Origin of the sequence: Pelagicoccus mobilis (assembly GCF_016595505.1) — a bacterium.
GTDB lineage: Bacteria > Verrucomicrobiota > Verrucomicrobiia > Opitutales > Opitutaceae > Pelagicoccus > Pelagicoccus mobilis.
Window position 1 is genome coordinate 86,568 of the sequence record NZ_JAENIL010000009.1, and the last position, 12,518, is coordinate 99,085.

Genomic DNA, 12,518 nt, shown 5'->3' on the forward strand with positions numbered 1-12,518 from the left:
AACACAGCAAGAAACAGTTAGGATAGTTTACAAAAAACCGATAGGTGAAAAACCGATCCTTCAAATATGCGAAACCTTAGGCGCTTAAGATCAGTCTCTTAGAGAATCAGAAGATGATCGCTCAAACACTTGGCATCGTACCTGCTATGATCCGTTTACGATAATCTGATCCGTTTACGATAATCCAATCCGATGCAGGTATGCATCCCATCAGTAACACCACGAATACCTATGAAAAATTCAATTCCTGCTAGTTTTAGACTTTTGGCATTCCTGTTTGCCGCCATCGGATTCATCAGCACAGCGAGTGCTGTCAGCTTCACCGTTACTCAGGTTGGCTCAAGTTTTGACGACTTTCAGCACAAAGAGGGCTACACGTACAATGGTTACAGCTGGAAAGACAATACCTCCTCTGCAGTCGGTCACACACTACTTGCCACATTCAACCTCAATTATGACCCATCAAATTTGGCGGCAGGTTTTTCCGGCGCTTTTCAATTGGGTTACTACACGGATGTACTCGACTCATCAACGCTCGCTGCCAATTCGCTGTACACTGCGACCCTTAATCCTGCGACCACCGTCGTAGGAGTCACCGGCGACTACTTGTATTTCCAAGCGTTTAGAACAACCCCAAGCGCAAATCCCGCAGACGCAGCCTTTACCGGAAGTGGAGCAGATGGCGACAACGTCTATAATAAAAAGGCTCCCTTTACTCTGGCGAGCGACACCGACGAGCGGTACTTCGAATTTAGTGTAAAATTGAACAGTGGATCATGGGCCGGCTTAGCCAACAACATCCTCGATCCCACTGCCGACATTAAGGAGATGAAAGGCCTTGTTGGCTGGGCGGGCTGGGAGACAAAGGCTAAAGATGGTAATCTTTTTGCGGGCGGTAAAGATCGGGATGAAAATGTTGATAAAGATTGGCGATCAGGGACTAAAGTAAACGCCTCAGGCAAATTTGCAGTCGGCTCGTTGCAGGAATACGCCGTCCCGGATGCGTCAAGCACACTGCTCATGCTAGGATTCGCGTTCGCAGGACTACTAGGTCTACGCAAGTACAAGGCTCGCCGAAACTAAGCTTAGAGTCAGAAATACTAGTTTTCTGGTCTCTGAGACCTTCAATCCGTCTTGGCGAGAACTCACAGCATTAACCCCATTCGCGATAACGAATTCTGATGGGATCGGCGAGCTGTTCATATCCTATTTCAGTCGATTCTCGCACGCGACTAGTTGAGACCCTGTTCTTCTTTTTGTTGAGCACGGGTCTCTTTTCATTGGCGATTGTTGATCGCCAACTGTTCGACACCTTGATGTGGGAAGACAACATCGGGGAATGGTCCACATTCTTTGCGTTTATGCTTGCTGGACTGATCGGATTGAGATCCGTGTTCTCCAAGAAATCAGCACCCGGAGCGAATAGACTCCTAAATACAAACTGGGTCGCTCTGCTGGGACTTTCAGTCTTATGCCTATTCGCAGCAGGAGAAGAGATCTCGTGGGCTCAACGAGTCTTTGGATTTCAACCGCCAGAGGTATTTCAGCAACAGAATTTCCAGCAAGAGCTGAACGTTCACAATGTTCTGCAAGCCAGAGGTTTTGCGCCGTGGATCTTTTTCACCGGCATCTGCTTAGGCTACGGACTGCTCCTTCCTATCTTGGCATCTCTTCTTCGAAATCGGTTCAAAGACGGATTACTTGGCTGGATTCTCTCAGCCGCACCATCCATCCATCTCGCACCTTGGTTTACACTCACCGGTCTCGTCTATTGGCATACAATTTCAAATATGGACCTAGAAGCAGCAGAGCTGATGTTCGGGATGCTGTTTCTGGCGGATGTGTCTAATCGGGCTGCCTGCTTACAACAGCACGAGTCTCATACCAAGCCTGTAAGCAGTGCTAAATCCCTAATCTTGCTGATATGCGCAATCGCGCTTGGCGGGCTAACGAACCCGCTTCTTGAACGTTTCGTTATTAAGGTCGATCCCAATTTGGTCGCCCAAACTTTGAATGAGCTCCAAGCGATCGGGCGAGAGCTCGAAGAGTATCAAGGGATCAACCCGGGAATTATTGAAAGTGGCGTGCTCGCTGATTTTCGCCTCTACTTTGGTGTACGTCGGGATTGGTTGAGGTTTCCGGACAATGGGTCGGGCTTTCTGAACAGTGAATCATCCGACGAGTCACATTCAAATCTGAGAAGAGACTACTTTCTAGATCCTTGGAATAACGCTTATTGGATTCGATTCCAAGGGACTCAGCCAATCTACCTCTACTCGTTCGGCCCAAACCGCCGATTGGACACAATCATGGGAGATGACATGGGAGTTCCAAATCCAGATGATGTCCGCGGCGATGACATTGGAATCTGGATTACTAATATGAAGTTCAACTGATCCCAATCGGCAGAGCAGGACTACACATCCCAGTTCGCGTTCATCTTACCCTAAAGAAAGCGGCGAAAATGTGCACCGCAGAATTCATAGCCAATTCACGCCACCATGCCTCACCTTCAGGCTGAACCAAGAGATACAGGACCTCGGATATCACCACGAGACCATTGGGTACCCCCATTCGTTGTATATCTATGCCAACCGTCATAACTTGCGTATCAAACTGCTCGTTACAATCACTGACAAACATCGTCGGTGGATCGGACAGATCGAGACGACGCTGGTCCAACCTAGTTGATAGAGAGCTTCGTTCTAACGATCGAGTGGACTCAGTCAAACCACTCGCAAAACGTTTGAGCAAACAGCCCCCCCCCCCCCCCTCAACACAGTGGCCACTAGAGACAACGGCTGCTACGTTTTGGGTCCTACAAATGATCATTCCGTTTTGCGGGTGGTATAAAATCTCGCACCAAATCTTCAGAGCGGATTTGATACTGGCCTCACACTACCCTTGGGAAAACGGAGATATAGCATCAGGCTACCGTATCCATCATTAGTATACTAGACACCAAAAGCCTGATCGTCCTCACCGTAACTTACTTGCACCGAGTAAACGAGCACAACTAGCAGAACCCAATACTTAAGCTCCAATATGCTAAGTTGCTTTTTCTGTCGCTTCGCGAACTTAATCGCTACGCTGACTAATCGACCCCACCAATCGTTCTTTTCTTCGTAGTAAGGCAGTCGAGCGTACTTGGTAAATTCTCCGCCAACCCCGAGATGCGGGCACAGGTCCCATCTTTTGGATCGGAGATTAAGCCGACGAATTCCACGGAGGTCTCAAGCCATACACACCAAGAAGCTCCCCCAACGAACAATCCCTTACTAGCAGCCATCCGAAAAAGCACACCCAATGAGGGGCCTCCGCAGCTTAGTTCACGGGATTAACAACAACTGTGTCTGAAATACAGTTTCTTTCCGTAAGACTCTTTAACCACGCGCAGTATACAGATGCGCACAGAATCTTATGAGACACTTATTCGCCCCGATAATCCTATTGGCAACCGTCGTCGCCTGCACACTCTCCGCAGCAGACAAACGCCCCAACATCCTTTTCATCTTCACCGATGACCATGCCCCGCACGCCATAGGAGCTTATAGCGACTGGCTCAAGGACGTGAATCCCACCCCAGAGATCGACAAGCTTGCCGCCCAAGGCATGCTCTTCGAGAACAGCTTTTGTACCAACTCCATCTGCGGACCAAGCCGGGCCGTCATCCAGACCGGCAAGCACAGCCACAAGAATGGTTTCATGAACAACGGAAACAGTTTCGATTGGAATCAGCAGACATTCCCGAAACTCCTCCAAAAGGCCGGCTACCAAACCGCGATCTACGGCAAGTCTCACCTCAAGGGGAAACCTCAAGGCTACGACGACTGGGCAGTTCTTCCTGGGCAAGGCCTCTACTACAACCCCGACCTCATCACGCCTAAAGGTAAGATCACTGTCGATGGATACTGCACAGACATCGTCACCGACATGGCGGTCAACTACCTCAAAAACAAGCGCGACGAAGACAAGCCCTTCATGCTCATGGTCCAGCACAAGGCTCCACACCGCAACTGGATGCCCGCAGCTCGCCACCTCAATCTCTACGACGACATCGAGATCCCTGAACCCGACACCCTCTTCGACAAGTGGGAGGACAATGCTCCAGCTGCCCGTCACCAAGAATTGGAGATCGATCGCCACATGCACCTAAACTACGATCTCTTCGTCGATCTCACTGCCGACTTCAAAGACCCCGAACCAACAATGAGTACCGACCGCTCTGCTTGGCACAACATGCAACGCATGTCGCCAGAACAGTTGAAAGCCTGGCGTGACGCCTACGCGCCAAAGGACGCGGCATTCCACAAAGCCAACCTGAGCGGCAAGGACCTTGTCCGCTGGAAGTTCCAACGTTATCTCAAAAACTATCTCCGTTGCATCAAAGGTGTAGACGAAAGCGTAGGCCGCCTCGTGGATACACTTGAAGAGCTCGATCTCGACGAGAACACCATAGTGATCTACTCCTCCGACCAAGGCTTCTACCTCGGCGACCATGGCTGGTACGACAAGCGCTGGATGTACGAAGAGTCTCTCAAAATGCCTTTCATCGCTAAATGGCCCGGCGTCACAAAACCAGGCTCGGTCAGCAAAAAGATGATCCAGAATCTCGACTACGCGGAAACCTTCCTCGATGTAGCGAATACTCCGATACCGGACGACATGCAGGGTCGCTCCCTCGTCCCCCTTCTCAAAGGCAAAAAGCCACGCGACTGGCGTAAGAGCATCTACTACCACTACTACGAGTACCCAGCGACTCACATGATTCCTCGCCACAACGGCATTCGCACCGAGCGCTACAAACTCATCAACTTCTACCAGTTCGACGAATGGGAATTCTACGATCTCAAGAACGACCCAGAAGAGCTCAACAATCTCTACGAGAATCCGGAGTTCAAAAAGCTGATCGAGGAACATAAGGAAAAGCTCAATGACATCATCGCTCACTACGACGATACCAGCGATCGTGCCGTAAAGCCTGAGGAGTGGCAAAAGCGAGTCCGCGCTGAAGGCCACGCACGCAAGCCACGTCCAGAGAAAAAATAGCTTCACCGTTCAGGAAATGCGCCCCATCCCCGTCCTGTTCGCTACAATCCTTTGCTTCGCCTCCTTTTCGGCGGCGGCAAAGGAGCTTAGCCACCCAAACGTCGTCCTCATCATGACGGACGACCAAGGTTACGGAGATTTTGGAGTTCTCGGAAACGAGATCATCAACACTCCGCATCTAGACCAGCTAGCACGGGAAAGCGCATCCATGACGGACTTTTACGTTAGCCCGGTGTGCTCCCCCACACGGGCTAATCTCATGACAGGGCGCTACAACTACCGTACCCGCGTTGTCGATACATACAAAGGTCGTTCCATGATGGATCCCGAGGAGTACACGCTCGCCGAAGCCCTCTCGGACTCCGGATACGCAACTGGCATTTTTGGCAAATGGCACCTAGGCGACAACTATCCGCTCAGGGCCACCGACCAAGGCTTCCATGAATCCTACCTTCATCTCGGCGGTGGCCTCGCTCAACCTTCAGAGCCAATCGAGAACGAACGCCGCTACACCAACCCAATTCTCTTTCACAACAACAAGAAGATCGAGACCCGCGGCTACTGCACCGACCTCTACTTCGAAGCCGCATCAGAGTTCATCGACAAGGCGATCGACGACGAACAGCCCTTCTTCGCCTACATTGCCACCAACGCTCCTCACGGCCCATTCCACGACGTTCCGGAAGCGTTGTACCAAAAATACAAGAGCATGGACCTTAGTAGCATCATGCTCGGTGACTACGAATACGAAGACAATGTCGCTCGCGTCTTCGCTATGATCGAAAACGTGGACGAAAACATCGGACGACTTGTTGATCAACTCGAACGCCGTGGAGTCACTCGAGACACGATCGTAATCTACCTCAACGACAACGGCCCAAACTCCGTTCGCTATGTCGGGCCTTTCCGCGGTCGCAAGGGCGAGATCTACGAGGGCGGAATCCGCTCTCCGCTTTGGATGAAATGGCCAGCTCGCCTAAAAGCTGGAGCGGAAAGCGACCGAGTCAGCGCCCACTACGACATCATGCCAACGATCCTTGAGGCAGCGAACGCAAAACTTCCAGCAGGCGTTCATCTCGACGGTCGCAGTCTGCTCCCCCTCCTCGAAGGCAAATCCCCCAATTGGCCAGAGCGCGACATCTTCATTCAAGCCCATCGCGGAGACGAGCCAACTCTAGAGCACAACATGATGATGCGCAGCCAGCGTTGGAAACTCCTACGAGCCTCCGGTTTCCATAACGAAAAGCCTGACGTAGAAGTTCCTTTTGAACTCTACGACATTCTCGCCGATCCATCCGAATCGAACAACCTCTTCCAGCAGCGAAAAGACGTCGCCAATGCGATGCTCGAGCGCTACCACAACTGGTTCGAAGATGTATCCAATACACGCCCCGACAACTATGCGCCACCACGCATGCGCATCGGAGACCGCAATAACAAGCAACTCATCCTCACCTGGCAAAACCGACGTGTCACCCCCACCAGCTTCGAGTGGCTACTCCAAGCGGATCGCAAAGGTTCCTACGATTTAGAGATCCAATGGGTATCGCCAGTTTCGACTTCTAACCTTGAGATCACGATCGCCGAAAAGCCCCATAGCGTAAGTTTCAATCCCGAGACGGAGTCCTATCTCATCAAAGGTGTGGGGTTAGAAAAAGGAGCATTCAGTCTCCAAATGTCGTTACCGCAAGGATACAAGAAACAAGACCTTCCCTACTACCTGATACTCAGGAAGTCATAAATCTCTCACGAATCTTTAACTTAAGCCCCCAAACCATTTATGAAGAAATTCGCCGCACTCGCCACTGCCTGTTCGCTACTCCTCGTAGGTTGCTCAGAATCAGACAACACCCTCAGCCAATCCGAAACGTCAGAAGGCTGGGAGCTTCTCTTCGACGGTGAAACATTGTCTGGTTGGACAGGCTACATGGGCGCACCGATCGAGGACGCATGGAGCGTGAAAGATGGAGTTCTCTCACTTAAAGGCGGATCGCCTAAAGGAAGCTACGTCAATATTCGAACCGAAACCGAAGCCGACGACTTTGAGCTAAAGTGGGATTGGAAAATCGAGCCGGGTTCGAACTCAGGTCTTATGTTCCACGTCAAGGAAGGCCCCAAGATGCCTTATCTCACTGGGCCAGAATATCAGATTTTGGACAATGAAGGTTTCCGTGGTGGCAAAGGCGAGCCCGTCACAAAAGTCGAATACACCGCCTCGCACTACGCCATCGAAGAAGCCTTTGAAGACATGACAAACCCGATCGGCGAGTGGAATTCCAGCCGCATCAAGGTCGTGGGCAATCACGTGCAATTCTTCCTCAACGGTACGCTAACCGCTGACTACACCATGCACAGCGAAAAGTGGAATAAGCAGATCGCCAACGCTAAGTTCAGCAAGTGGAAGCTTTTCGCTACCACCGGCGAGGGACATATCGCTCTGCAAGACCACGGCCAAGCCGCCTACTTCAAGAACATCAAGCTCAAGCGACTTTAGAAGTCCGAGGTAGGGCTCGACCGCCGGGCGAGCCGACTTGCAGGATCCATTCTTCGCGGCGTGCCCGGCGGTCACGCCCTACCCTCTAGTCCCCCCGCGAGATCTTTTTCAGTCGCTTCCTCAACTCAGTCGTTAGCTCCGGCATCGAGCTCGCCAAGTTCTTTGTCTCGCCGGGATCATTCTCAAGATCGTAGAGCTCCTCTTCCACCTCTGGCGCTTTCTTTACCGATTCAGGGTGCTTGTCGGTTATGTACTTGAAATTGCCCGACACGAGAGCTCGGCGACCCTTTACATCACGTAAAACAAGTTCCTCTCTCTCGTAGTCGGTTTTTGGATTCAACAGCAGCGAGCCAAAGCTAGCGCCGTCGATTTTCTTTTTGTTAAGTGACTCTCCAAGGACGTCAGCAATGGTCGGAAAGATATCAATCGTCGAAACCCGACCATCAACCACGCTTTCTTCCTGAACCTTGCCCGGCCAACGTACCATCATCGGTACGCGAAAACCGCCATTGTAAACCTGATGCTTGTCTCCTCGGTGATCCCCGTTCGGCTTGAAGCCGAGGTCTACGGCTTGGTTTTCCGGCGAATACGGACGATTAGTCGGAATGTCGCCGCCATTGTCACTTGAAAAGATGAAGATGGTATTCTCGGCCAATCCACGCGTTTTGAGCGCATTCATCAGTTGGCCCACCGAGTAGTCCAAATCGTGAATAAAATCACCGTAAGCTCCGATACTACTGGTGCCGCGCATTCGGTCTGAAGGCATGATCGGGTGATGCACCGCAACCGCCGCGAAATACATGAAGAACGGCTTTTCCTCGTCACGATTATCGATCCATTCGATAGCCTTCTCGGTCGTCGTCTCCATCACCTGGGGCTCGTTACGCTGCGGTGCGTCGTAACCAATGTAAGGTTTGCCGTAATAGCTTCTTCCATAGGTCGATACACGATCGCTACGGAGACCATAGATCGAGTCATTCTCCACGTAGACCTTATGTAGATCGTCCATGTTGTTAGGCACGCCAAAGTGATAGTCGAAGCCTACCTTGTTCGGCCCCGTATGCATCGAATCCAACAAGGTGGAACCTTTTTTGTCGCCGTAACCCAAGTGCCATTTTCCGAAATGCGAAGTCTGGTAGCCACGTTCCTTCAACCAAGAGGCGATCGTCAGTTGGCCAGGTTTCAGAAGCATCGGATCACCTGGATTCACCACTGCAGATTTCATGTAAGTACGCCACGAATACTGTGAGGTGAGCATCGCGTAACGGGTTGGAGAACAGACAGACCCCGTCGTATAAGCGTTGTCGAAACGCATCCCTTCTTCTGCGAGTTCATCCAGGTTCGGGGTTCGCACCATAGCTGGATCAGCTCCATAAGCTCCTACCGATCCGTATCCAAAATCGTCAGCGAGATATAGAACGATGTTTGGTTTTTCGTTCGCGACAGATGATTTCACGATAATGCCGAGAAGCGCTAACGCGAACAACTTAGAGAGTTTTCTAACGGGGTTGTGCATAGGGGAATTTCTGATCTGAGGAGGAACATGAAGGGACTTGGTTCGCCTCTTGTTACATCCCCAAACCTCGCAGCAATTACGGCTGTTGTTTAGCCAAACGTAGGATAACGCGTAAACTTGAAGCCGTATTCAAAGACTGCCCCGTCTCTTTCACCTTAACTCTCCGAAGAAAGATAGTTAGATTAAGATCAAACAACCATGCCTTTACCCCAAGCCCCACATTCCCTACTCGCGGTCAGTGCATTTCTAGCGACCACTCTGTTTGCTTCCTTTAGCGACACCCAAGCCAAGCCCCCATCCTTCGAAGAAAACGCGGAATGGATGCGGGCCGAAATGGCAAGACTCGTGCTAAACTCCCGTGGCGAGCTTCCTGACGGGCGGACCGTGTTCTTTGCGGATAAGACAAAGCACTACAACTTGATCTTCACGCGCGGTTTCGGGTACTTGCAGGAATGGGTAGGCGATCTGCTTACCTTTGAAGAACGAAAGGGATACCTCGAATACCTCCTCGACGGTCAACGCGAAGATGGCTGTATTCCCGATCGCGTTAACTTTAAAGGTCGCCCCATCTACAGCCCAGGCGGAGAGAACAAACCACTCGCCGACCACGCAGTCGACAACGCCTCCTTCCTCGCCAGCTCTGCTTGCCTCTACTTTCAAGACTCCGGAGACATCGCCTTCTTCCGAGACGCTGAGCCAAAGCTCCGTCGCGGGCTCGACTTTATCCGACGTGCCGACAATGGTCTCGTTTTCAATCCCACCGACAATCCAGAGTGCGTTTACGGCTTCACTGACATTGTTCAAAAAACGGGGCACCTTCTCTTTTCGTCGGTCCTCTACTACAAGGCCTGCCGGGATATGGAGGCTGCCAGCGAACAAACTGGAGTCGGCAATCCGGCTGAGTACCGACGGCGAGCGGACCTCATCAAAGAAAACATCGGCCTCCTCTGGGACAAAAAATCAGGCGCCTTTTTCGCTGCCGATGAGCAATGCCACCAGATCGACATCTGGGGAACCGCCTTCGTCATCTACCATGGTCTTGCCACCAAGAGACAGGAACGCAAAGCGCTCAAGTTCCTAGTGTCCGAATACGACAACTACGCTCAGAACGGCCAAATCCGCCACCTCCTATCTCCAGAAACCTGGAGCGACCTCTTCGTCGACAAACCAGCTGGGGTTTACCAAAACGGAGCCTACTGGGCGACTCCTCTTAACTGGTTCATTCCTGTATTGGAAAAAGCATCACCAGAACTCGCTCAAAAGACACTTGAAGAGTGCATCACCGATTTCAAAGCCCGCGGAATAAACGAGTGGGTATACAATGAAAACGTGAAACTCCCTGGCTATCTCGTCAGTGCCTCGAGCGTGTATTCGCTCATTCGCGAATGACTCCGAGTAGGAGGCCCCCTGAAAGCGAGAGGCCAAACCTCGAACATTAACGGGTAAACCGGTGGATCCTTTGAGCTAGAGGAACCAGTTCGTTCATTCTCATATCGTGCCCTTCCCCCACCCGTGGCTTTCGCGTTGCCGACAGAATTATCACGTCTGAGCAAAACGAGCATTCGGATCTAAACACTTTGATTGAGGGCTTACCTTACCTCTCAAGCAACCCTGGACCGAAACAGAAAGATGAAACTAAGCCGTCGTGAATTCACCCGCTCCCTAGGCTTCGGGATCAGCAGTATGACCTGTCTCGCTCTGTCAGGTTGCGGAAAGCGAACAGGAATCTCTGAAAATGGAAACTCCGCCAGCGCCGCATTCCCGAAGATCGGTTTCGATGGATTTTTCGTTGGCCAAAGAGGCGTTGACGACGCCCAAGCTCTGATCGAAACAGCCATTGAAAATGGCTTTCACTTTTTCGACAACGCCACGACCTACATTGAAGGAAGATCTGAGCGGCGCTATGGATTCTACCTCACCCCCAAGTACCGCGATCAGATTTTTCTCCAGTCGCGAACGAAGTCACGCACCAAGAGTGTTGCTCAAGTCGACATCGACCTGACTTTGGCTCGCCATCAAACGGACTACCTCGACTCCTACCTGATGAACAGCGTCGTCCCCTACCACAGGGATCATCAAGTCGAAATGCCCGACGAAGATGTCTTCGAAGCCCTCATCGAGGCTAAGAAAGGAGGAAAAACAAAACGAATCGGTATCCGTACCCGAGAAGACACTACAGCATTGCAGGCGCTCCTCAAAACCTACGAAAGCGAAGTGGATTGCGTAATGGTCCCTAACTCGCTGTCCCCCAGTGACAAGGCGATCGTACACTGCAAGAAACACGGCATCACTGTGATCGGAGCTGTCGATCGTGAAGCGCAGCCAAACTGGCTAAAATCCGGACCCGATGCCGCTTTACCCCAAGCGCACTTGGACAGTTGGGTACTCAGTCTAAGGACTCCTCAGGAAGTCGCTTCCTTCGCCTCGAAAGCAAAGGGACTCAAAGGAGGAATATCGTGAGCGCGTTGAAAAAGATCGATCCATCCACAAAACAAGTCCCCGGCAGTTCGGACCGCCTTGGGGCGGTATTGCCAAAGAGGTCGTTTGGCCGTTCTGGAGAGCTTGTTACCAACTTAGGCGTCGGAGGCTGGCACATCGGCAACGCCGATGGCGAGTCGACTGCCCAAGAAATAATCGAGAGTGCCCTAGAAGAAGGTATTCGCTTCTTCGATACCGCTCCGAGCTACCAGGATGGGCGTTCTGAATACAGGTACGGCAAGTTTCTCGTTCCCAATTACCGCGACGACGTTTTCCTGCTCACAAAAACCAAAGCGAGAACCGGTGCCGAAGCCATAGCAGAAATCGAAACAAGCCTCGCTCGCATGAAGACGGATCGAATCGACGCCGTTCTCATGCATGCGATCAGCTCTAATGACGATGCGGATGAACGGCGAGCCCTCGAGGTCGTCGAAGGATTTCAAAAAGCGAAAGAGCAAGGCAAGGTCCGCTACCTAGGCTTCTCAGGTCACCTCGACACAAAGGCCAACCTGCATGCCCTAGAAATATGGGGGGAAGCAATCGATGTTTCCCTCTGCCCAGTCAACGCGATTGATCCATCCGACAGCGATAGCTTTATCACGAACGTGCTTCCTAAGATGGTGGAAATGGGCGTGGCTCCCCTCGCCATGAAGTCCGCAGCGTATGGAAACTTCTTCACTCAAGCGGTCGAGATTGAAGGATTGGATACAGTCCCTGTGATTCCGGGGAGAGTTAGCATGAAGGATGCCTTCGAGTTCGTATTGGCTCAGTCGATATGTTGCTGGGTCAGCGGAATGGATAGTCCTGAGTTCGTCGCAAAAAACGCCAAAATAGCGCGGGAGTTCAAAGGCATGGACAAGGCAAGGTGCGATGCGATCGTCGCGCAAGTAGCAGCCTATCGGGACAACAAGGAAATCGAGATTTATAGACGTTGGGGCTGAGTCCCCGTCTTCACATACACCGCTAGAAGACACCGAACCA

Annotated in this window: 9 protein-coding genes; 8 read left to right on the top strand and 1 reads right to left on the bottom strand. The window is 51.6% G+C overall.

The window, feature by feature from the left end; genetic code table 11:
- The first annotated feature begins 231 nt into the window (after nt 1-231).
- The 5 genes from JIN87_RS06335 to JIN87_RS06355 all read left to right on the top strand — a co-directional run bounded on the left by JIN87_RS06335 (nt 232) and on the right by JIN87_RS06355 (nt 7,543).
- Nucleotides 232-1,083 carry a VPDSG-CTERM sorting domain-containing protein gene (locus JIN87_RS06335; RefSeq protein ID WP_200354697.1) on the top strand — a complete coding sequence of 284 codons (852 nt, stop codon included), beginning with the start codon at nt 232-234 and terminating at the stop codon, nt 1,081-1,083.
- A 176-nt stretch (nt 1,084-1,259) separates the two neighbouring features.
- The gene (locus JIN87_RS06340; RefSeq protein WP_200354698.1) at nt 1,260-2,396 is read left to right on the top strand and encodes a hypothetical protein; all 1,137 of its coding nucleotides are present in this window, start codon (nt 1,260-1,262) and stop codon (nt 2,394-2,396) included.
- Nucleotides 2,397-3,420: 1,024 nt separating this feature from the next.
- Nucleotides 3,421-5,049: a sulfatase family protein gene (locus JIN87_RS06345; RefSeq protein WP_200354699.1), complete on the top strand. Its 1,629-nt coding sequence runs from the start codon at nt 3,421-3,423 to the stop codon at nt 5,047-5,049.
- Between the two features lie 16 nt (nt 5,050-5,065).
- Nucleotides 5,066-6,790 carry an arylsulfatase gene (locus JIN87_RS06350; protein ID WP_200354700.1) on the top strand — a complete coding sequence of 575 codons (1,725 nt, stop codon included), beginning with the start codon at nt 5,066-5,068 and terminating at the stop codon, nt 6,788-6,790.
- Nucleotides 6,791-6,829: 39 nt separating this feature from the next.
- Nucleotides 6,830-7,543 carry a 3-keto-disaccharide hydrolase gene (locus JIN87_RS06355; RefSeq protein WP_200354701.1) on the top strand — a complete coding sequence of 238 codons (714 nt, stop codon included), beginning with the start codon at nt 6,830-6,832 and terminating at the stop codon, nt 7,541-7,543.
- A gap of 85 nt (nt 7,544-7,628) precedes the next feature.
- Here the strand turns inward: JIN87_RS06355 and JIN87_RS06360 are convergent, their stop codons facing one another.
- Nucleotides 7,629-9,059: a sulfatase family protein gene (locus tag JIN87_RS06360; RefSeq protein WP_200354702.1), complete on the bottom strand. Its 1,431-nt coding sequence runs from the start codon at nt 9,057-9,059 to the stop codon at nt 7,629-7,631.
- Between the two features lie 198 nt (nt 9,060-9,257).
- Between JIN87_RS06360 and JIN87_RS06365 the strand changes: the two genes are divergently transcribed.
- From JIN87_RS06365 to JIN87_RS06375, 3 genes are all read left to right on the top strand, one after another.
- Nucleotides 9,258-10,448 carry a glucosidase family protein gene (locus JIN87_RS06365; RefSeq protein WP_200354703.1) on the top strand — a complete coding sequence of 397 codons (1,191 nt, stop codon included), beginning with the start codon at nt 9,258-9,260 and terminating at the stop codon, nt 10,446-10,448.
- Nucleotides 10,449-10,688: 240 nt separating this feature from the next.
- Nucleotides 10,689-11,519, top strand: a complete 831-nt coding sequence (locus JIN87_RS06370; protein ID WP_200354704.1) for an aldo/keto reductase — start codon at nt 10,689-10,691, stop codon at nt 11,517-11,519.
- Nucleotides 11,516-12,478, top strand: coding sequence for an aldo/keto reductase (locus JIN87_RS06375; protein ID WP_200354705.1), 963 nt, complete (start codon nt 11,516-11,518; stop codon nt 12,476-12,478). The genes JIN87_RS06370 and JIN87_RS06375 overlap by 4 nt, the downstream gene beginning before the upstream one ends.
- Nucleotides 12,479-12,518 lie beyond the last annotated feature (40 nt).